Here is a 22,978-nt window from a genome sequence, read left to right as displayed (position 1 = left end):
ATCAATCTGAATGACAGACAGATAAATTGGATATAACAACTAAAACAATTGAATTATGAAAACAATGAAATGGAAATTCTACTCTCTGGCCTTTGTAGCCGGAATGTCTATCCTCACCGCTTGCAGCAGCGACGACAACAACGACAATGACGGCAACGGCGGCAACGGAAACGGCAATGAAATCGAAAACGGTACGATACTGAAAGGTACCATCACCTCCGACGTGACCCTGGCTGCCGGAAACACCTACAAGCTGAGCGGCGAATACATCGTAGAAGAAGGTGCCACGCTCCACATAGAAGAAGGCGTGAAGATTATCGCCGTTTACGATGACATCGCAGACTACATCCTCGTGAAGCAGGGCGGTAAAATCAACGCCGTAGGCACGCCGGACAAACCCATCGTAATGACCAGCGAAAAAGAAGAGCCGGGCGCATGGGGAGGCATCCACATCTGCGGACGCGCCCACACCAATGCCGAAGGCGGCAAGGGAAGTTCTGAAATAGGCGGTGCCGTTTACGGCGGCAACGATGATGCCGACAACTCGGGCACGCTGCAATACATTCGTCTGGAATACACCGGCTTTGCCTTCGATGAAGAGCACGAAGCCAACGGTATCTCTTTCTACAGCGTAGGCAACGGTACCATCGTGGACCACTGCCAAGCCTACAAAGGTTCCGACGACGGCTTTGAGTTCTTCGGCGGCTCGGTAAACGTGAGCAACCTCGTAGCCGTAAGCTGTAGCGACGACTCCTTCGACTGGACCGAAGGCTGGAACGGCAAAGGCACCAACCTCGTGGCTTACCAAGAAGCCGAATCCACACTGGGCTACGACTGCGACTGCCTGATGGAGTGCGACAACAACGGCAGCAACAACGCCGCCACTCCCGTTGCCCACCCCGTATTGAAGAACCTCATCCTCGTCGGCAACGGCGGCAGCAAGCAAGGCATCCGTCTGCGTGCCGGCACGGAAGTGGAAATAGACAACGCCAAGGTCTGCGGCAAAGGCCAACCCCTGACCGTGGAAACCGCCCTTACCGAAAACGCCCTGAAGAACGGCACCTCCAAGCTGACCAACATCACCCTCACCTCCGAGCTGAGCAGCAAAGAAGGCATCTACACCCATGCCGACTTCATCGCCGTGACAAGCAACAAGGTGGACGCCAACCTGAGCTACAGCTCTTTCGAGGACATCAGGAAAGAATGCAGCTGGATGAACGGAAGCTGGGTGAAGTAAAAAAAAGAAGCACTCGCAAGGCTATAAAAAAACACACAACTTCTTCAACAGCGTGCCCCTCGAATGCCTTCCGGCTTCAAGGGGTACGCGCTGTTTCAAGAAAGAAACTAAAAGTACCGTTTACTTCTTCTTCAGCTCCTTCTTCAATTCCTGAACCTGAAAGCTGAACAAGTCCAGATGACGGCAAACGCGCTGCATGAAACTGCCTGCCGCCCTGAAGCAGATACGCGAAATGCGCACTTTATCTGCCGTACAGTCCTCTATCCGTTCCACCGGTTCGCTGGTGATGGAGGGAAAAAAGTTTCCAAGTCCCTTGATGTTCACCGTGCGTCCACTGGCCAGATAGTCCGCCATAATATCCGGCAGTTGCACCAGCACGGACTGGGCATCGCCCACCTGCAGGGAGCTGACAAAAGCCAGCCTCTTGGCCAGTTCGTCATTGCTCACCGGTTCCGGCTGAAGCACTTTTGACGCCGCGTAGTAGCGCACCACTTCCTTGTCTCCACTCTTGTCCACCTTCTTGCGGACCACATAATTCATTGACATACCAATCTTTCTTTATAATTAGGTTCGTAAAAAACGAAAGATATTCCCGCCCGACGCGAGGCACACCTACAACTTGCATACACAAAGCCTATACCTTACGGTAAAGACTCCGTGACCGAATACCTTTCACTATATGACTGAATACCTAAAACACCCGGATGTATTGCCCCAAAACATGGGGATGTTTTCACTCAAAACACCCGGATGTAATACCCCAAAACATGGGGATGTTTTGGGAGAAAAGATGGGGATGTTCTGACCTTTCAGTATAGGGTTCAAAGGTAATGACTCCCTATGAGAAATACAATAGATATAGGCCTTTTTGATGGTCGGAATCAAGCTCCTTTTTCTTCGGAAGCAGCAGGCAGTACCCGCTGGAAATCTCTGCCGGACGGAGACTGGAATACCTGCAAATCGAATTCGGGGATGATTGCCAGCACATGGTCGAACACATCCGCCTGCACCCCTTCATAGGGCACCCAATCCTTCAGCGCACAGAAGAAATAAAGTTCTATCGGGATACCGCGGTCGGTAGGCTGGAGTTGGCGCACCATGCAGGTCAGTTCCTGATTTACGTCGGGAAGACTTTTCAAATAAGCCGTCAGATACGCCCGGAACACCCCCAGATTGGTCTGGCGGCGTCCGTTGACGAGGATGGAGTTATCGATGCCGTTTTCCACATTGTACTTTTCAATCACTTCCTCCGTCTGCTCCACATAATCTTTCAGTAGCTGTATCTTGCGATATTTTGCCAGCATCTCCGGGGTACAGAAACGGACGCTGGTCATGTCGATATTGATGCTGCGCTTCACTCGCCGCCCACCGCTCTCGCGCATGCCGCGCCAGTTCTGGAAGGAGTCGCTGACAAGCAGATAAGGAGGGATGGTGGTAATGGTATTGTCCCAGTTGCGCACTTTCACGGTGTTCAGTGTCACTTCTATCACCGTGCCGTCGGCGCCATACTTGGGCATGGCAATCCAATCGCCCACCTTCAGCATGTCGTTGGCCGAAAGCTGCACACCGGAGACAAAGCCCATAATGGAATCCTTGAATACCAGCATCAGGATGGCTGCCGAAGCACCCAATCCGGCAAGCAGCGAAAGCGGGTCGCGGCCTATCAGTTCGCCCACGACCACAATGCCGCCCACCAGCCATAGGATGACTTGCATGGTTTGCAACATCCCTTTTAAAGGGCGGTCACGAAATTGCTCCTTCTCACTGTATACACTGTAAACAGCCTTCAGGAACGAGTTAACGAAACTCAGGAAAGTAATGATGATGTAAATAAGGCAGATACGCCGGATGAAATCCATTGCCGATGAACCGACTTCGACAAATGCCAATGGAACAAACAGATAGATGATAACGGGAGCCACCATGCGGCTGAGGTGCACCATCACTTTACGGTCGAATACGATGTCGTCCCACGTAGCCTTGGTCTTCTTCACCAGTTGTGCCACTACCTTCAGCAGGATTTTCCGGCATAGGGCATCCGCCAGGAAAGCAACGGCAAGTATCAGTGCGAAGGCAATGAATTGGTCGAGCATATCAGCCCGGGAAGGGGATATGCCCCACCCGATTAAAAGGTCGTCTATCTTCTTCAATATCTCCATAATCGTATGTTTATCATAACGGCAATCTTATCTACGCGACTGTTCCTCCCGCTCGAGGAACTCCATAATGTCTTCTTTCAACCACTGATAAAGATAAAGGTTCTTGTAGCCGCTGTTTTTTTTCAGCATCACGGATACATTGACCTGACTGTTCTCATACCCCGTCAGTTCGTTGCGGAACTGTTCGTTATGCTCTGCCAGGCGCTTTATCTCCTGCTCGCGTTCACGACGCAGCACCGTACATACCGGGATAAGGATTTTCAGCACTACACAATCCATGATATGGTGTCCTTGGATATAAAGATAGGTATTGTCCGGAGTCAGTCCCAAACGTTCCAACTCCGTGCCCAGCTGCTCCACCCGGTCGATGTAGCGGGGGAAACGGGCTTGCAGTTCGGACAGCTTTGCCGACACCGTCTTTTGCATCTCGTCCAGACTACGGTAAGGATGACGCAGGTTTATCTCTTGCAAACGCACGCAGGCGTTGAAGTCGTACATCGGGAAAGTGTGTGTGTCGTGCTGGCGGTAGAACCAGACATTCCACAGAAACAGCGGATAGGCAATCTGAGAATAACGCTTCAGAAAAGCGGGGAAGTCCAGGATATGCCGGTCGTTCAGCGTGGCCTGCACACAGACTTCATGCAGACTGTCGGCAAAGCAGTGGAAGTTCTCGATGGCATAGCCATAAGTCTGGAAGATATAGGGATTCTTGTTTATCTTATGCGACACCTTGGTGGCACCTTGCAGCAGGAAGTCGTAGTCGCTGTCTACACAAGCTATCAGGCTGCGGCCCAGCTCCGATGTGTTCAACGTATTCATCAGCACCATCTTCTTGCCCTTTGCCAGAGAGGTGGCCGAGGGAAGCATCACTTGAAAATAACGTTCCTCATTCTCGAACTCGGACAGCAGCGTCCGCCAGAAAGCGATGTCGTCATAGCTCTCCACATACGCCACTATGCGCCTGCGTGCTCTCTTGGGAGACAACTTGCGGGCGGCATCCAGATAGGCGGAAGTAAGGTTATGTTTTAAAGAAGTGGACACTTGGGCAGGGATTAAGGATTAGGGATTAGGGAGGAGATTTCGCTGACTTCGGTGACGGCATCCAGCCAGCCTTCCATGATGACGGCGGGCGAATGGGTGGTGAGGATAAGCTGCACATTGGGATTCAGGCTGCGTATCATGCCGATGAGCTTCTGCTGCCATTCGATGTGCAGGGAGGCTTCCGGCTCGTCCATGAAGAGTACGCAGTGGTCATCGTCACGCACCAGCACGGTCAGCAGGATGACCAGCATCTGCTTCTCGCCCGAAGACAGTTTGTAGGGCAGCAGGCGCTCGCCGTTCTGATAGAAAACGATGTCGTTGCTTTTGCGGTCTATCGTCTTATGGGTATAGCTGAAAAGCTCGTCAATCATATCCTGGAACTTCCGCTTGGGGAGGGAAAGGGAGGGAGCCAGGCTGCGCTGCTCTTCGTCACCGCTGAGCAGTTCTATCATCTTGTTGCCGATGTTCACCTGGTAGTCCAGATAACGGCGCTGGAGCAGATAGAGCTGCCAGTCCAGTTCCGACTTCACGTTGGCATCGGCCATGCGTGCCGTAAAGTCGCCCATGATGAGGGGGCGGTCGTAGCTGCGGATTACATCATAGGGGATAAAGGTGGCTGCGGGGTTGTCGAAGTAGACGTGTACGCCGTTCTTCTCGTCACTCTTCACTTCACCCGATGTCTGTTCCAGATAGTTGACCGAACGGTTCAGGATAGTGGTCTTCCCCACTCCGTTGATGCCGGAAAGTATATTGACGTCAGGACGCAGGTCCCAGGCAATATCGTACCGATGCCACAATCCGTGTATTTCGATACGCTTGATGTAATTGGCTTGTACTTCCATGGTTTCTTGCTTTTAATTAGAAGCAAATATACACGATAATCTCTTATTTCTACGCCCATGAACCAGAAAAATCATATAATGAAAGATTTTCTCTTTTCAGAAAATAGTTGTTCTTTTGCACCCGCAAAGAACAAAAGAGTATGGACAAGAACATTCAAGGGCATCTGTTCGCCCTTACCGCAAATATCTTATGGGGGCTGATGGCACCTATCGGCAAGTCGGCCTTAGCGGAGTTTTCCGCGTTGTCAGTAACCACATTCCGCATGGTAGGCGCAGCCGCCTGCTTCTGGCTCCTCTCCTTGTTCTGCAAACGCGAGCAGGTGGACCACCGGGACATGCTGAAGATATTCTTCGCCGCACTCTTCGCGCTGGTATTCAATCAGGGTGTCTATATCTTCGGACTCTCCATGACTTCGCCCATAGACGCCTCCATCGTTACAACCACGCTGCCCATCGTCACCATGATAGTGGCTGCAATCTATCTGAAAGAGCCGGTCACCAACAAGAAAGTGCTGGGCATCTTTGTAGGGGCTATGGGCGCATTCATACTCATCATGAGCAGCCAGACCACCGGTGCCGGCAATGGCAGCCTCATCGGAGACCTTCTCTGCCTGCTCGCCCAAATCAGCTTCTCCATTTATCTGACCGTATTCAAGGGGTTGTCGCAGAAATACTCTCCCATCACCCTGAACAAATGGATGTTTGTCTATGCCTCCATGTGCTACATCCCGTTCTCTTACCACGACGTGGCTGCCATACAGTGGAGCGAAATATCTACAGCCGCCCTGCTGCAAGCGGGATATGTGGTTGTGGGAGGAAGCTTCCTTGCCTATATCTTCATAATGAGTGCACAGAGGCTGTTGCGCCCCACTGTGGTGAGCATGTACAACTACATGCAGCCCATCGTGGCCTCAACCGTTGCCATCATCTTAGGATTGGGAGTGTTCAATTTGGAAAAGGGAATAGCCATAGCCTTGGTATTCCTGGGAGTGTACATCGTGACACAAAGCAAGTCACGCAAGGATTTCGAGAAAGAAGGGAAAGCCGTATAAAACAGCCGTTCCGCCGTCACAGTACTCCGGCACGTACCCGGCTCAGAGACTCGGGAGTCATTAACAGATAAGATGCTATGTGGTTGACTGAGGCACGCCGGGCTATCTCCGGATAATCCCTGACGAAGCGCGCATACCGCTCGCGTGAGGTTTCGAAACGCCAAGAGTCTGCTTTATATTGGGAAAGCATTAAAGACCCCTCCAATAAATGGCGAAGCAGACGGGCTATATGCAGATAACGCTCAGAGAGTTCGACCAGTCCTGCATACGAAATGCTCCAGATGACGCCTTCCTCCAAGGATTCCAGCTGAAGGCAATTACGGCGTCCGGTGAAAAGGCTGACGATACACATAGCGCCGTCACCGTCGCAGGCAAAGTTCTCTGTAATGTCCCGGCCTTCTTTGAAATAGAACTGGCGAAGCAGTCCTTTCTCTACGAAAACAATATCCCTGGCTATATCTTTCTCACTAATCAACAGTTCTCCTTTGTGCACCTCACAGCGTACAAACAAACCGGCAATGAGCTCCAGCTCCTCAGAAGGGAGTTCATGAAGGCGGCGGGTAAACCGCCGCGCCACTTCCATGTTGTTTTCCTTAGTCATCGATATAGGGAAAGGGATATGCCCTTATTTCTTCAGTTCTGCAAAATAGGTGTCCAGCAAGTTCTTGGCAGCCACAAAAGAAGTCAAGTTGCCCTGTAGCACTTGTTTTTCCTTGCCAGTCAGCATCGCTTCAATCTGCGGATTGTGGTAGAAGCTGTCGCGCAGCTGTTCGTTAATGGTCTCGTACATCCAGTATTTGCTTTGCTCATTGCGGCGGTATTCAAAATAGCCGTTATCTTTCACAAAGTCAATGTATTTGTAGACCATATCCCACACTTCTTTTACACCAAGATTATAGAAACCGGAATAAGTCAGCACTTGGGGTGTCCAACCGCTCTCCGGAGCCGGGAAGAGGTGCAGCGCATTACGGAACTGCGTTGCTGCCAGTCTGGCCCGCTCCAGATTGTCGCCATCAGCCTTATTAATAACAATGCCATCGGCCATTTCCATGATGCCGCGTTTGATGCCTTGCAACTCATCGCCCGTACCCGCCAGCTGTATCAGCAGGAAGAAGTCTACCATAGAATGTACGGCAGTCTCACTCTGCCCCACCCCTACCGTCTCTACAAATATCTTGTCGAAACCGGCAGCCTCACAAAGCACAATCGTTTCACGCGTCTTGCGTGCCACGCCACCCAGCGAACCGGCAGAGGGACTGGGACGTATAAAGGACTTGGGATGAACGGAGAGCTTCTCCATACGCGTCTTATCACCGAGAATACTGCCTTTGCTGCGTTCACTGCTCGGGTCAATGGCAAGAACGGCCAACTTGCCGCCGTGTTCCTCCAGTACATGCAAGCCAAATACATCAATAGAGGTACTTTTACCGGCACCGGGGACACCACTGATACCCACACGGACGGAGTTGCCCGAATAGGGCAAACACTTCTCTATCACCTCCTGCGCCACAGCCTGGTGCTCCGGTTTCACACTTTCCACCAGTGTTACAGCCTGGCTGAGTACCGTAACATCACCTTTCACTATACCCTCCACATAGTCTGATACGGAAAGCTCGCGTTTCTTCCGCCTGGGACGGTTCTTCAAGTAAGGATTGACCGATGAAGGTTGCTCAATGCCTGCATTGACAACCAAGCCTTTATATGCTTCATTATTTTCGGGATGTTCCATGGCTATTTGTGAGTTATAAGTTATGAGTTATGAAGGACTTTACGACTTCTTATTGTTTTGCTTTAATGTTGATTTCAACTTTCGGCTGCATCGGGTCATTGGTAATCATCAGCAGACGCAGATGACGGCGCTTCTTGCCTATATTCTTCTTCACTACCGTTACCCGCAGGCGGGTGCTTTCACCGGGTTGCAATACACTCTTCTTGAGGTTAACTCCCACTGCCGGGTGGAATACCTGGAGTTTGTTTATCTGTAAAGGAGAACGCCCGGTATTGGTAATGGTAATATCCTGACGTGCTTTTGACTTCTTTGCCAATATCGCACTCATATCAACTTCTTTGGTAGAAAGGCTGATGACAGGAGCATTTGCCTTCTCCACTTCCGTCATTCCGGAGAAATCCGGTAAAAGAATGGCAGAAACGGGAATCTCGTTTTCATCGCCCACCTTGTCACCGGAGAAGCGAGAAAGATAGACCGACGTTTGAGTCAGTCCGAGGCCAGTCAGTCTTTCCGAATTCAATGTAAGTGTAATCACTCCTTTTTCTCCCTTTTGCAGCACGTTAGGTTCTACTTTTGTCTGCAAATAAGGGGGCAGATGCATCAGTACCGGTTCATAAGGACGGTCGGAAAGATTGACCACGCCGATATGAATCACCGGCTGCTCACCATGCTGAATATCGGGGAAGTCGAGGCTGTTCTTGTCAATACGTATCTGACCGATAAGATAGGGATGCGTCTTGGTAAAGTCCTTGATTTCCTGTACTACTTCACCATTGAACTTCAAATAGACCAGATTGGGTTGCGCATTGCTGTAAATAGCCACAGATTTCTGGAAATGTCCCAATGCCTTGGCGTCAAAAGTCACATTTACTGTTCCTTTTGCCCCCGGAGCAATAGGCGTTTTTGTCCACTGGGCCACGGAGCAGGCGCAATCCGGCTCTACTTCTGTAAGCACTAAAGGCTGGTCACCCGTATTGGTGATGGTATATTGCACAGTCACGGGATGCTTCCATTCTATCTGGCCGAAACTGTACATCTCTGTATTCGAGGTAAAACGAGCTTGCGCTACAGCAGTCAATACCACACTTGCAAGCACATATAAAGTTATCAATATCCGCTTCATCTATTTTTCTTAATATCAAGATTTCCTAATTCTGCCACTCTCATTCAATATTAGTCGGACAAAAATAGGTGTTTTTAGCGAGAGTACCTAAAATAGCGGAGCGCAATTTGTACAAATTGCGCTCCGCTCCATACTCTATTGTTACTTTATTACAATTATCCCTCCCGCCGAATGCGAAGCATACTCCGGAGCATACGCACACTGTATCGTGGCCAGCCCCGTTTCGTATGTTCCGCCACGGGCTATGCGATAACTGTGCTCTAAGACATAAACGCCTTTGCCCAAATGGTCGAAGAAGAAATTGGTTGCGGCATCTTCCACTTCTGCATAATAACCGAGGCCATTACTCCAACGATAACCGGAAAGCGAGCCTATAGGTTCAAAGCAGGCACCCCGCTGGTCTTTCAACTGAACAAAATCCATAGTACGGTCCAAGCGGATAGTCAAACGGGCCACTATTTTATCACCGACGGATAATACGGTCCCTTCCGTAACCGGTTGCAAGGACTTGCTACCACCGGCCGATATACGCTCTACATAAAGTTTCTTCTCTACATTCAATTCACCCCCCTGCTGCTTTACATCAGATATGGGTGACAGATACTGGGCATAAACAGCTCCCCAGGCAATGCCTGCATCCCGTTTCTCTACGGTGACGGTTTTAGCTTTCAGCTCCGGACTTCCTTGAGCGAAGGTTTCCTTGACATAACCCAAACCCGGGATTATGGTCTTTGTAGGCGACAATGTTTCCAAAACTTTGTTACCTAACGTGATACGTACGTCTCCCCGACTTTCCAGCAGATTAGTACCTTGACAAAGCAATGCATAAACAGCATCAGCCGTTGCAACCGGAGAATTCCAACTGGTAGTCTGCTTCTGTTTCAGCAGCCAGAGTTTCATTTCCTCCACCAAAGCATCGTTGCCACCTGCCATACGCAGGGCTTCCATTACTTCCACATGGGCAGGGATGGGCAGCATACCCCAGTTATACGGATTTGCTTGGAAAGCAAAGTATGCACCCAGTTCATCCGTCTGTACCAGATGTTCCTTGAGGGAAGCGATGAATTCATTCGCCTCGGCTGTACGCCCTACTGCTTTCAGGATGATGGCAGACTGCGCCTTGCTGCTCATGGTTCCATCTTTAAGATTGGCACCTACTTTTGATAGGAAATAGCGGTAAGCCGCTTGATTGTCTGCCGGCACTTGTTCGCCGCTAAGGGCTATCAGATACAGATATGTCATTGCCGATTCGGAGTTGGCAGTAATTCTGGCGCCATTTTTTTCGGCTTTACGGATATTGCGATACTCTTCCAAGGCCTGCCGATTCAAATAGCCGAAAGCTTTCTGCCGCATGGCGGCAACTTCTTCAGACAGTTCATTTTTCGTCAGCAGAGGAAGACGAACAAGTAATTCTGTAATATAGCCAGTTATATAGCGGCTACCGGACATTCCCTTATACCAGCTCCATCCACCGTCTTCACCCTGCAATTCTTTCAATTTGGTAAAAGCGGAAAGATTGCGGTTATTCAGTTGGTTGATATCAAACAGCGTGGCAATACGTGCCTGCTGTTCGGCTTCAGTAGTAGCTTCCAGTACCCACGGAGACTCGCTGAGCAGGATATTCTTCACATCCTGATTCTTCTCCAACTGGCTGAGGAAGGTTTCTTTCGTGCCACCGGCAGCCTTCCAACTGTCAAATACAGTCTTAATGCGGGGCTGGCTGTTGGCAATGAAGCCTGCCAGACTATTGGCATACCAAGCTGTAGCCCAAGAAATGGCATTATCATTGGCAGGCAGGCTCAATGCCGGCAACGCTTGTACAGCATACCAAGCCGGATTCCCGGTAAATTCTACAGTCAGACGACGGTCTGTCGCTGTACGGCTATTACGGTTGAAAAGGCTGTCTAATGAGAACGTACGGGTCTCCTCGCCACGGATAGGCATAGCAAGCGTTTCCGTAATATACTCCTTATTACTTAATACGGGCAACAGATGCTGCTCGCCATCGCTAAACGTACCTCCATCGGCAACCATACGAATACCAAGCAAATCATAGCGGTCGGACACTTCGAAATGGAAGTTGACAGCAGTATTTCTTCCTGCTTCTACCAAGAATTTCTGACGTTGAGTAGCAATAACTTTCTCCGTCATAGGGTCGAACAGTGTGAATACTGCTGTTCCTTTCACCGCTTTACCCGTCAGATTGGCTATTGTTCCGGCTATCTGTGTTTTATCTCCAACGCGGACAAACCGAGGCATATTCGGAGTCAGCATAAACTCCTTGGCAGTTACAACGGAAGCATCCAATATCCCAGTCAGCATATCCTTAGTATGTGAGTAACCACGGAAATTCCAACGAGTCAAGCTCTGCGGCATCGTAAAAGAAAACGCAAGCTCCCCTTGTTCGTTTGTACGAAGTTGAGGATAAAAAAAGGCTGTTTCGGCAAAGTTGGTGCGAAGCCCCTCAATAGGTTGCAAGGCCTCGCCAACCGGTATCGTTTCCGATTCAAAAACAACATCTTCCACCGCGTCTTCCGCTACTTGTGCAGGAACATATTTCACTTCAACGGCATTCCCGGATTCTGCTTTGGAAGCAAGCATCGGCTGGTTGGCACCACGTATTCTAAGATTACCGGTCAAAGAGCTATTCCGGGTAGTCCCATACCCCACAACACTTACTTCTTCCAAAAGCGCATTGTCTTCTACCATCACTATCCGCATCCTTCCATCCATATAAGGAGAACAGAAGTAGTCAAACGACCACACCGGAACCCTCCAAGCCTTCAACGGGAAATAAACGGAGAAGTAATTGCTATTATAACGGCTCGCACCACGGAATGCCCCATACAGATTATCCGGATAGAAAACCCGTAGTATCTGGTTACTCTTATAAATCTTATCCAGTGAAGCGTCGTACATCGTAGCCAACATCTCAGCCGCAGCAGGCATACCTTGAGGCGTCTTTATGACGAGCTTCCACTCTTCTTCCTGTCCGGGACGCAAACGGTCACGGAACACTTCCCATTTCATGTCGAGAGCACGTTCCGGCTCCCGCTTCTTCAGTTCAACCTGATGACTGTACATCTCGCCAGCTTTCACAAAACTGAAAAGAATGGTGATTCCCTTGCCATATGCTTCCTTATAAGGGAATTCCATACGAATAATAGTATCATTCAACTGCAACACACGGCTTTCAATGCGTTTTCTGTCACAAAAGACATCCATCAGCACATATGCATCCCGATAAGAAGTCCCCAAAAGAAAAGCGGCAGGGTACTGTACATCAAATTCCTCATTTTCTTTATAATAAAAGAAATCTGTAAACGCAGCCGGACGCTTGTCACTCTTTGAAAAGAGCATGAAACTGTCACTGCCATATGCCCCGTTATTCTCTTCACGTCCCAAACTATCACGTACAGAAAGTTTCAAGCGATAGTTACCTGAAGGAAGCTTGTTCCAAGCCGAAAAATCCTGGAGCCGATTGGCTGTGAAGGTACCCTCCAATACAACATCATCCAAGGGTTCAGAACCTGCAATATTCCTTGCCCCATTTTGTTCTGCAAATGGATAAAGGCAATAGGAACCTTCAATGTGCTGAGGAATATTCATTACATTATTCACTCCAAAAGTGAAAAGCATACTGTCTTCCTTACAAACATATTGAGGCAAGCGAATATCAAAGGAATAAGCCTTAGGACCTGCCAACAAGTTATACGAAGCGGATTGCGTTTCACCGGCCTCATCCGTCACCACCGCCTCCACATGATAAGTATACACACTCCCATACCCGTCTGTATCTACAGCCGGAGCTTCCAAAGTCAAGGGTATGGAAAAATCCCCGTTGGTATCCAATTGTATGGTGTCAGACAATAATGGTTTATCAGCATTGCTCCAATAACCAGGTCTCGGATTCCGGCGAGTCACCGTATATGCCAATGGCACATCCTGCACCATCATGCCATTGAAGGCCTTGACATTTCCTTTCAACACAACCTTGTCACCCAGCCGATAAGCTTCCGAAACCGGAGTGAAGGCAATCTCGAACGTAGGTCGCTTGTACTCCTCTACCCTAAAAGTGACGGTAGATTGAGGCTCTTTGGTTCGTATGCTGAACATGCCATTCAGGCAAGCTGCCGGAAGTACAAACTCCGTAGCAAAAGAGCCGAAATCATTGGTCCGCCCCTTCCTGGTGGCAAGTTCCTTGCGGTTGGCATCCAACAAGACAAGCTCATAATCAACTCCTTGTAGTACCTGGGCACTATCACTATTCTGCTTGTAAGCTATCCCTTTTACATGAACGGTCTGCCCGGGACGATAAAGCGAACGGTCTGTCAGCAATGCCATCTGCCTCCAATCTGTATCCTTAATACCGTAATAAGGATGATTCATATAAACGTTCTGCGGCATCATGGCTGTGTCTCTGCCTTTACGCGCCACATAACTTCGGATTTCACTCTGCCAGGGTAATACAGCTTTCCCCCCGGCATCAGTCAGTACCTCTGCCATCGCTTTTCTATTCTTCTCATCATAAGAAGAGTAGAAACTCACCTTGGCACCAGCAATCGGCTGTCCACTACGGGCATCCAATGTAGCCACTTCCATACGGTTGTCACCCAAATCCAATGTCAGCACCTTGAAGCGGGTAGATACCAGAAATTTATCATCTGTACGGGCCGTTTCAGTATCAGGTACTATTTGAAGAATATAGACTCCCGTTTCCCGAGGAATCATGAACTTAAATACAGTGTCCGAGGCAAGATAAGGGACATCTTCAGGCAATTTATCCTTGCCTGGCAACGGCTTTAAGCCAAAATGCGTGGAAGAAAACTTCCGGGCATACTTTCTATAAGTATCTTTATTTATACCATGGTCCATCCAAGGTACTTCACTTAAAGTAGTGGTATATAAGTTGAGAGTGAAGCCCTCGACATTACGATAATGCAGCCTCATATTCACCGAATCGCCGGGATAACCGCTTTCATTCATAGTCAGAATGAGTTCAGGCTGTAAAATCTGTTCACGGATATTTTTCAACTCATTGATACGCTTATACGCAGGATAGCGCTTCAAGCCTTCTTCACAGACTTTTAGAGCCTCATCAGCGCGTTTCGGTTCCAAACGGCGCAGGTGGTTGGCTTTATGAATGTAAACCTCGGCACAAACCTCTCGTGAACCGTATTCCTTTATCAATTTATTCAAAACCTCAAGATATTCCCAATTAGCCTTTTCCTGACGCATTCGGAAAGTAGGATAAGGCTGCTGGCTGATACCACCGGTCAACTTCCAGTTCCAATAATCAAGAGAACAGAGCAACATAGCATCTTCCGAACCGGCACGATGGCGATAAGCATTCATCATATCCAGATAAATCCTTTCGATACGGGTCTGTACCAAAGAATCCACACTGAAACCATCCAGCTGCCGATAAGCATCAACAGCACGGCTTACCAATAGATGGTACATATCGTGCCCATAGAACCGGCTACCGTCTTCCAACACCACAAAAGGCACATATTTTTCTGCAGATGTATCAAGCAAGCGGATGGAATCCTGCAAGGATGCACGGTTACACCTATCTATTTTATCCACAAACTGGCTGATACTCCACTCACGGATATCTTCCGGGACCTCGTCAACAGCCAGTAGAGTACGTGACAGCAAGACACGGCGATTCTTCCGCATCAAGTCAGCATATTCATATGCCAACAAAGAATGTAGAATAGCCTTGTTCACCGGATTCCTCTCCGATTGTGCCCAAGATTCCATATATTTCAGACTGGAGTAAAGGCTGTCCGGAGTCAGCCCCCCTTGATAAGTCTCCCTACAAATGTAGGCTTTCAACATTTGCGGAGCATTCTTCTCTTGCCGACCTTTCCGATAGATTTCATCAGCCAGTTTTATCACTGTTTGAGGCAGGCTTTTCTTTTGAGCCTGCTCCACCTGCTTCCACAACTTATCGTACGTCTGCGCATACAATGCCGAAACCCCGAATGTAACCAGCAGCAACAATATGCTACAAATTCTTTGAATTACTCTCATGATTATTCGTTTGTTAGTCTTTGTATTAATAACAAAGGAAGTGAATAAAGTTCAAACAAATGTACTTTTAGATATAAAAAATCTTATTCTACTCCTACAAAAAAACAAGGGATATGTTTGCAAACATATCCCTTGTTCTATACTTAAATGTTAGTGTACTCACATTTGGAGGCTATAATATCTCATTGCCTCCATCCAATTCTTACCAGCGGCGGTAAGAATGTGCTTAAATGAATTTGCAATCTTCTTTTTCATAATCTTAAAAAATTAAACCAATACCTGAAAACTAAAATTCGATACTTCACGAAAGGGAAGGAATGCTTAAAGCATTACATATCCCCAAATGTTCTTATCGGCTTCGCCGACATGCTTAAAAAAACTCTTTAACACTTTCATTTTGTTATCCTCCTAAAATCAATCTTGTTATCCTTAAAAAATCTACTAGTTTTCTATTGTTTTCATGTTTTACAACACAAAAATAGAGCCTTTGTTCAAGATAGCAAGCAAAAAATGGATAGAAAACATGTTTTATAACACATTTCTTGACTTAAGTCAATTTTCAAGGAGAAAGTGAAAGGATATTGACATGCATTGTAATAAGTCCGAGACATTCTGGCAGAAAGAGGACAAACTGTCACAGATAAAAAAGGCAGGATACTTATAAAGCACCCCGCCCCTATTCATAACATAAAGTATTCTCTACTTTTCAGGAGTCTGCTCCAATGTAGCCACCAAGAAATCATAGAACTTGGAAACAGTAGGAATTAATGCACGCTCGTCCGGTGAATGCGGAGAACGCAAAGTGGGACCGAAAGAAATCATATCGAGTCCTGGACAATTGGCACCAATAATACCGCATTCCAGACCTGCATGAATAACCTTCACGGCAGGTTCCACACCAAACTGCTGCTTATAGGACAGCTTCATGGCATGCAGTATAGGAGAATCCACATTGGGCTGCCATCCGGAATAACCACCACTCAATTCCACCTTCATACCTGCCATAGCGAAACAAGCTGTCAGGCTGTCTGCCAGGAAATCCTTCATTGTATCGCAAGAACTACGCGCCAAAATACGAACTTCGGCCTTACCATCTGCAATGGTTACGATAGCCAAATTAGAGGAGGTTTCTACAGTATCGGGAACAGTAGGAATCATACGCATCACACCATTCTGGCAAGCCATCAACACGTTAATCATATTATCCTGGATTTCTGAGGGAACAACGGCAGCAGGTAGAGTCACCTCTTCTACACTCAGAGTAATACCACTTTCAATCGGAGCATATTCGTCATTCAGTTGTGCCTCGTATTCCTTCATATAATCTTCCAAACCGTCCATATCCTCAGGATTGAACACCAATACCGCATGTGCTTCGCGGGGGATAGCATTACGCATATTGCCACCTTCAAAACTTGCCAGCTGGGAGTCAAACTCAATCAGCAAATCATGTACGATGCGTGCCAACAATTTATTGGCATTACCGCGCCCTTCATTGATTTCCAAACCGGAATGACCGCCACGCAAACCTTTCAACGTAATTTTACGAGCAACGAAATCGACCATAGGCATCTCCTCCTTATATTCCAAAGTAGCAGTAATATCAAGACCACCGGCACAGCCGATATAGAGTTCTCCTTCGTCCTCAGAGTCAAGGTTCAGCAGAATTTCCCCTTGCATAGTTCCCGGTTTCAAACCGAATGCACCATACATTCCCGTTTCTTCATCCTTGGTAATCAGGGCTTCCAATGGACCATGCTTCAAGTTATTATCTTCAAGTACCGCCATAATAGCAGCCACTCCCAAACCATTATCTGCCCCCAGCGTAGTTCCTTTGGCTTTCACCCAATCACCGTCAACATAGGTTTCAATGGGATCTGTTGTAAAATCGTGGATAGTATCGTTGTTCTTCTGGGGCACCATGTCCATATGCGCCTGAAGGATGACGCCCTTGCGGTTTTCCATACCCGGAGTGGCAGGCTTACGAATAATAACATTGCCGACCTCGTCGACAAATGATTCCAACCCCAAGCCTTTTCCAAAATCAATAAGGAATTTGGTAATCTTCTCCATATGTCCTGACGGACGGGGAATCTGGGTCAGTGAATAAAAGTGCTTCCATACATTCTGTGGAGCTAACTGTAAGATTGTACTCATAATTCTAAAAAGTTAGTTTTCGCAAATATAACGGTTTATTCTCGGAAAGTACAATAAACCGGGATTTTTCTAAAGTACTAAATCATCGGCTATCTTAAATATGGCTTTTACATCATTTAGGAATTTCTCCCGCTTCCATATACAAGCAACAATATCGTTTAAAGAAACCAATCTTCCAACAACCTTTACGACTCCAGTACATATAAGGAAATGCCGAAGTTATTGCAAAGAAGTATTACAGTACTTTTAAAGGAGTACTACAGTGGTTCTCTATAAATAACTGTTTCTGTCCTCTAACATAAGAAATAACAATATAGGAACCCACCACAAGAAACGTCTATTTCTTTGTCCTATTCGCCAACACCAGGTGCAACGCCCCGTAGATGCCCAGCACTATCACCAGCAACGTCTGTATGCCATGCACTATCAGCGCAAAGATACCCGCATCCGTAGCATTTACCCCATAAAGCATCATCATAGTGATGACAGCAAAGTGCCAGGGACCTGCCCCGTTGGGCGTAGGAACAATGACTGCAAACGTTCCTCCGACAAACATCACCATTCCGGCAAGGAAACTAAGGTGCTCTGTAAACTGGAAGCAATAGAAAGTTATATAGAAATGATAAAAATAGCATAGCCAAATAAGTAAAGTGTAAAGAACAAACAAAGGCACATTCTTCACATTCTTAAGCGACATCACACCTTCCCATATATTCAAGACTACCCCCTTCACCTTTTCAAAAAAAGAGAGCATACGCAACAGAAAATAGAGAAGTACCAGAACACCAATAATAGAAAAAAGAGCCACATAAAACCAAGGAGAAGTCACAAGATGCATCAGTGATGGAATCTTGGTGCCCGTCTCCTCAAAAAAACGAAAAAAAACGGGCATCTGCACCAAAAAAGTAATCCCCGTAATCAACAGAATGCAAAGCGTATCTACCAACCGCTCTGTCACCACCGTCCCCAAGGACTTCGCAAAGGAAACATTATCATATTTGGCAAGTACTCCACAACGTGAAACCTCTCCCACACGGGGCAGTACCAGATTGGTGGCATAAGATACGAAAATGGCATCGACGCAATCGCTTGTTTTGGGATGAGCATCCAGAGGCTCCAAAGTCTGCTTCCAACGCCAGCCTCGCAACACATGGCTCATCACACCGAAGAACAAGGACAACAACATCCACCACCAGTTCGTCTGATGAAGTAGAACTTCTTCTGCCTTTGAAAAGTCAAAATCACGATATACCCAATAGAAGATAAAACCACCCAATAAAATGGGTAAGATGATTTTCAACGTCTTTTTTAGCAGCTTATTCATACGATATTCCCAAATTCTTCATTCTTCATTCTTCATTCTTCATTGAAAAGAACTACCTTTGCTCCGTGTAAAGATAGGTTGTTGTTCACGTTACAGCCTACGTTTACGGAGCAAAAGTAATGATTTAGTTGATACATGAGAGTAGTTAAACCTAAAAAGTTTCTCGGGCAACACTTCCTGAAAGACCTGAAAGTGGCACAAGACATTGCCGACACGGTAGATGTCTGTCCCGAAATTCCCATCCTCGAAGTTGGTCCGGGAATGGGAGTGCTGACCCAGTTTCTTCTGCCCAAAGAACGCAACGTCAAAGTAGTAGAACTGGACTACGAGTCAGTGGCCTACCTACGGGAAGCCTATCCGCAACTGGAAGACAACATCATTGAGGACGACTTCCTCAAAATGAATCTGCAACGATTGTTTGGCGGGCAACCTTTTGTGCTGACGGGAAACTATCCTTATAATATCTCCAGCCAGATATTCTTCAAAGTGCTGGAATATAAGGATCTGATTCCCTGCTGTACGGGTATGATACAAAAGGAAGTAGCCGAGCGCATAACCGCTGGGCCGGGCAGCAAGACATACGGAATCCTAAGTGTACTGATACAAGCATGGTACAAAGTGGAGTACTTGTTTACGGTACACGAACATGTCTTCAACCCGCCCCCAAAAGTTAAAAGTGCCGTCATCCGCATGATGCGCAATGAAACGCACGATTTAGGCTGCGACGAGAAATTGTTCAAGCAAGTAGTGAAAACCACGTTCAACCAACGACGCAAGACACTGCGGAACTCCATAAAACCGATACTCGGCAAAGACTGTCCACTGACGGAGGACGTATTATTTAATAAACGCCCGGAACAACTGTCCGTAAAGGAATTTATTCAACTGACCAACCAAGTGGAGCAGGCATTGAGAACAATTAATGATTAATGGTTAGTGATTAAACACGAATAATCATGGAAATAGACGAAGAATATATAGACAAAGTCAAAAGCCTGATAGAACAGAAAGACGCGGAAAACGTCAAGACACTTTTGACCGACCTTCATCCGGCGGATATTGCAGAACTATGCAATGACCTCGGCTTGGAGGAAGCCCGCTTCGTTTACCGCCTCCTTGACAACGAAACGGCAGCGGATGTACTGGTTGAAATGGACGAAGACATCCGGAAAGAATTCCTGGAACTTCTTCCTTCGGAGACCATTGCCAAACGTTTCGTGGATTATATGGACACGGACGATGCCGTAGACCTGATGCGCGAACTCGATGAAGACAAGCAGGAGGAAATACTTTCGCACATCGAAGATATAGAACAAGCCGGTGACATCGTTGACCTGCTGAAATATGATGAAGACACTGCCGGTGGTTTGATGGGTACGGAAATGGTGACTGTCAATGAAAACTGGAGTATGCCGGAGTGTCTGAAGGAAATGCGCCTGCAAGCTGAAAAGCTGGATGAAATTTACTACGTATACGTCATCGACGACGAAGACCGTCTGCAAGGAGTATTCCCATTAAAGAAAATGATAACTTCCCCTTCTGTCTCCAAGGTAAAGCATGTGATGCGAAAAGATCCTATCTCCGTCCATGTAGATACCCCCATTGACGAAGTGGTGCAAATCATCGAAAAGTATGACTTAGTGGCAGTTCCTGTTGTAGACAGCATCGGGCGCCTGGTAGGCCAGATTACCGTAGACGACGTCATGGACGAAGTCCGCGAACAGTCGGAACGTGATTACCAGCTGGCATCCGGTTTGTCCCAAGATGTAGAAACGGACGATAATGTTATGCGCCAAACTTCAGCCCGCCTTCCATGGCTACTCATCGGTATGCTGGGCGGTATAGGCAACTCCATGATATTGGGCAACTTCGACACGACTTTCGCCGCCCACCCGGAAATGGCCCTTTATATTCCGTTGATTGGCGGTACGGGGGGAAACGTGGGAACCCAGTCGTCTGCCATCATCGTACAAGGCCTTGCCAACAGCTCACTGGATGCCAAAGACACCTTCAAACAGGTAGCTAAGGAAGCTGTAGTGGCGGTTATCAATGCAACCATCATTTCCCTGCTAGTATACATTTATAATTTTATCCGGTTCGGAGCTACGGCTACGGTCACTTATTCCGTCTCCATCAGCCTCTTTGCAGTCGTCATGTTCGCCTCCATCTTCGGAACGCTAGTCCCCATGACTTTAGAGAAGCTGAAGGTTGACCCGGCCATTGCCACCGGCCCATTTATCTCCATCACCAATGACATTATAGGCATGATGCTGTACATGGGTATCACAGTCTTACTGTCATAAAAACAAGAAAATAGAAAAAAATCAAGGCAAATTGTATGAAGTAATCATTTTATTTCATTAATTTGTAGCCTAATGTAACCCGAACGGGAGGAACCCGTTTCTAAAAAAGTAAATACAATGACGGACACTCATGACACTAATCTCCCCGAAAAGCCGGTGGAATTAGAAGAAGAAAAGAAGACAGCAGAGGTTTCTGAACCGGCAACAACAGAAACTCCCGCTGAAGAAATCGTTTCAAAAAAGCCGGTAGAGTCAGTTCTGAAGCTCACGAAAGAGGAAATACTTGCCAAACTCAAAGAGGTGGTTGCAGACGTGGAGAACGTGGCAAAACCTGAAATAGACGGTTTGAAGCAATCTTTCTACAAGCTGCACAATGCTGAGCAGGATGCGGCCAGAAAACTGTTCATTGAAAACGGAGGCGCCGCGGAGAACTTTGTTCCACAAACAGACTGTGTGGAGGAAGAGTTCAAGAATATCATGTCCGTCATCAAAGAAAAAAGAAGTGCACTCACAGCCGAACTGGAGAAGCAAAAGGAAATGAACCTGCAGGTAAAGCTTTCCATCATCGAAGAGCTGAAGGAGCTGGTTGAATCTCCAGATGACGCCAACAAGAGCTATACGGAGTTCAAGAAACTACAGCAGCAATGGAACGAAGTTAAACTCGTTCCGCAAGCTAAGGTCAACGAGCTTTGGAAAAACTACCAATTGTATGTTGAGAAATTCTATGACCTTCTGAAACTGAACAATGAATTCCGCGAATACGATTTCAAGAAGAATTTGGAAATCAAGACACATCTCTGTGAAGCTGCCGAAAAGCTGGCGGATGAAGAGGATGTAGTTTCAGCTTTCCATCAGTTACAGAAGCTACATCAAGAATTTCGTGATACAGGGCCGGTAGCCAAGGAACTACGCGACGAAATCTGGGCACGTTTCAAAGCTGCCTCTACAACCGTAAACCGACGTCACCAGCAACATTTCGAAGCATTGAAGGAAGTGGAACAGCACAATCTTGACCAAAAGACTGTAATTTGCGAAATCATAGAAGCCATTGACTACAAAGAACTGACAAGCTTTGCTTCTTGGGAGAGCAAGACGCAAGAAGTCATCGCACTTCAAAACAAATGGAAAACCATTGGTTTCGCTCCGCAAAAAATGAACGTGAAGATTTTCGAACGTTTCCGCAAAGCGTGCGACGAGTTCTTCCGTAGAAAGGGAGAGTTCTTCAAGAGCCTGAAGGAAGGTATGAACGAAAACCTGGAAAAGAAGCGTGCCTTGTGCGAAAAAGCAGAAGCTCTGAAGGACAGTACCGACTGGAAAGCAACCGCCGATGAACTGACCAAACTTCAGAAAGAATGGAAAACCATTGGTCCGGTAGCAAAAAAATATTCGGATGCCGTATGGAAACGTTTCATCTCCGCTTGTGACTACTTCTTCGAACAAAAGAACAAAGCCACTTCTTCACAGCGCAGCGTAGAGCAGGAAAATCTGGAAAAGAAAAAAGCCATCATCGAGAAACTGAATGTTATCGATGACCAAATGGATACGGAGGAAGCTACCCAACTGGTACGCGACCTCATGAAAGAGTGGAACGGCGTAGGACATGTACCTTTCAAAGAGAAAGACCGAATCTATAAGCAATACCACAGCCAGGTAGACAAATTGTTTGAACGCTTCAACATCAGCGCCTCCAACAAGAAGCTAAGCAACTTCAAGTCGACTATCAGCTCCATTCAGGAAGGTAGTCCACAAGCCCTTTACCGGGAACGTGAGAAGCTGGTACGTGCCTTCGACAATATGAAGAACGAGCTTCAGACATATGAAAACAATCTCGGTTTCCTAACCACTTCTTCCAAAAAGGGAAACAGTCTGCTGACAGAAATCAACCGTAAGGTGGAAAAGCTGAAAGCAGATATCGAACTTGTAAAAGAAAAGATAAAAGTGGTGGACGAGAATATCAAAAATCAAGGATAAC

15 protein-coding genes are annotated in these 22,978 nt (G+C 47.3%); 5 read left to right on the top strand and 10 right to left on the bottom strand.

Annotated features, from left to right (window positions below):
- The first annotated feature begins 55 nt into the window (after window positions 1–55).
- Entirely contained in the window at window positions 56–1,237 is a 1,182-nt protein-coding gene (locus ITJ87_RS06870) for a hypothetical protein (protein ID WP_098032368.1), read from the top strand.
- Between the two features lie 120 nt (window positions 1,238–1,357).
- Here ITJ87_RS06870 and ITJ87_RS06865 read toward each other — a convergent pair whose 3' ends face one another.
- The 4 genes from ITJ87_RS06865 to ITJ87_RS06850 all read right to left on the bottom strand — a co-directional run bounded on the left by ITJ87_RS06865 (window position 1,358) and on the right by ITJ87_RS06850 (window position 5,279).
- Window positions 1,358–1,783, bottom strand: coding sequence for a DNA-binding protein (locus ITJ87_RS06865; RefSeq protein ID WP_117964862.1), 426 nt, complete (start codon window positions 1,781–1,783; stop codon window positions 1,358–1,360).
- A gap of 335 nt (window positions 1,784–2,118) precedes the next feature.
- The gene (locus tag ITJ87_RS06860) at window positions 2,119–3,396 is read right to left on the bottom strand and encodes a mechanosensitive ion channel family protein (RefSeq protein WP_057088572.1); all 1,278 of its coding nucleotides are present in this window, start codon (window positions 3,394–3,396) and stop codon (window positions 2,119–2,121) included.
- Window positions 3,397–3,423: 27 nt separating this feature from the next.
- The gene (locus tag ITJ87_RS06855; RefSeq protein ID WP_005823997.1) at window positions 3,424–4,437 is read right to left on the bottom strand and encodes a DUF4435 domain-containing protein; all 1,014 of its coding nucleotides are present in this window, start codon (window positions 4,435–4,437) and stop codon (window positions 3,424–3,426) included.
- An 11-nt stretch (window positions 4,438–4,448) separates the two neighbouring features.
- The gene (locus tag ITJ87_RS06850) at window positions 4,449–5,279 is read right to left on the bottom strand and encodes an AAA family ATPase (RefSeq protein ID WP_005823999.1); all 831 of its coding nucleotides are present in this window, start codon (window positions 5,277–5,279) and stop codon (window positions 4,449–4,451) included.
- 140 nt (window positions 5,280–5,419) lie between these two features.
- Between ITJ87_RS06850 and ITJ87_RS06845 the strand changes: the two genes are divergently transcribed.
- Window positions 5,420–6,331: a DMT family transporter gene (locus ITJ87_RS06845; RefSeq protein WP_005835197.1), complete on the top strand. Its 912-nt coding sequence runs from the start codon at window positions 5,420–5,422 to the stop codon at window positions 6,329–6,331.
- Window positions 6,332–6,347: 16 nt separating this feature from the next.
- Here the strand turns inward: ITJ87_RS06845 and ITJ87_RS06840 are convergent, their stop codons facing one another.
- From ITJ87_RS06840 to ITJ87_RS06815, 6 genes are all read right to left on the bottom strand, one after another.
- Window positions 6,348–6,932 (bottom strand): Crp/Fnr family transcriptional regulator, encoded by a 585-nt coding sequence (locus ITJ87_RS06840; RefSeq protein WP_117964864.1) that lies wholly within the window; start codon window positions 6,930–6,932, stop codon window positions 6,348–6,350.
- A 24-nt stretch (window positions 6,933–6,956) separates the two neighbouring features.
- Window positions 6,957–8,060, bottom strand: a complete 1,104-nt coding sequence (gene meaB, locus ITJ87_RS06835) for a methylmalonyl Co-A mutase-associated GTPase MeaB (protein WP_005824008.1) — start codon at window positions 8,058–8,060, stop codon at window positions 6,957–6,959.
- Window positions 8,061–8,109: 49 nt separating this feature from the next.
- On the bottom strand, window positions 8,110–9,183 hold the full coding sequence (locus tag ITJ87_RS06830; RefSeq protein ID WP_022402320.1) for a DUF1573 domain-containing protein: 1,074 nt from the start codon (window positions 9,181–9,183) through the stop codon (window positions 8,110–8,112).
- Window positions 9,184–9,324: 141 nt separating this feature from the next.
- On the bottom strand, window positions 9,325–15,222 hold the full coding sequence (locus ITJ87_RS06825; protein WP_117964866.1) for an alpha-2-macroglobulin family protein: 5,898 nt from the start codon (window positions 15,220–15,222) through the stop codon (window positions 9,325–9,327).
- 699 nt (window positions 15,223–15,921) lie between these two features.
- Entirely contained in the window at window positions 15,922–17,379 is a 1,458-nt protein-coding gene (locus ITJ87_RS06820) for an aminoacyl-histidine dipeptidase (protein WP_117599309.1), read from the bottom strand.
- Window positions 17,380–17,716: 337 nt separating this feature from the next.
- Window positions 17,717–18,703, bottom strand: a complete 987-nt coding sequence (locus tag ITJ87_RS06815; RefSeq protein ID WP_117599308.1) for a lysylphosphatidylglycerol synthase transmembrane domain-containing protein — start codon at window positions 18,701–18,703, stop codon at window positions 17,717–17,719.
- A 135-nt stretch (window positions 18,704–18,838) separates the two neighbouring features.
- On the opposite strand from ITJ87_RS06815, the gene rsmA reads away from it, so the two are divergent.
- From rsmA to ITJ87_RS06800, 3 genes are all read left to right on the top strand, one after another.
- A complete protein-coding gene (gene rsmA, locus ITJ87_RS06810) occupies window positions 18,839–19,633 on the top strand; it encodes a 16S rRNA (adenine(1518)-N(6)/adenine(1519)-N(6))-dimethyltransferase RsmA (RefSeq protein WP_117599307.1) in 795 nt (264 codons plus the stop codon).
- A 26-nt stretch (window positions 19,634–19,659) separates the two neighbouring features.
- Complete coding sequence (mgtE, locus tag ITJ87_RS06805) at window positions 19,660–21,006, top strand: magnesium transporter (protein ID WP_165491386.1); 1,347 nt, start codon at window positions 19,660–19,662, stop codon at window positions 21,004–21,006.
- Between the two features lie 117 nt (window positions 21,007–21,123).
- Window positions 21,124–22,977: a DUF349 domain-containing protein gene (locus ITJ87_RS06800; protein ID WP_117599306.1), complete on the top strand. Its 1,854-nt coding sequence runs from the start codon at window positions 21,124–21,126 to the stop codon at window positions 22,975–22,977.
- The last annotated feature ends 1 nt before the right edge of the window (window position 22,978 follow it).

Origin of the sequence: Bacteroides sp. HF-162, from assembly GCF_015679285.1 — a bacterium.
In the GTDB taxonomy this organism is placed as follows: domain Bacteria; phylum Bacteroidota; class Bacteroidia; order Bacteroidales; family Bacteroidaceae; genus Bacteroides; species Bacteroides uniformis.
This window is presented reverse-complemented; position numbering and strand designations above follow the sequence as displayed.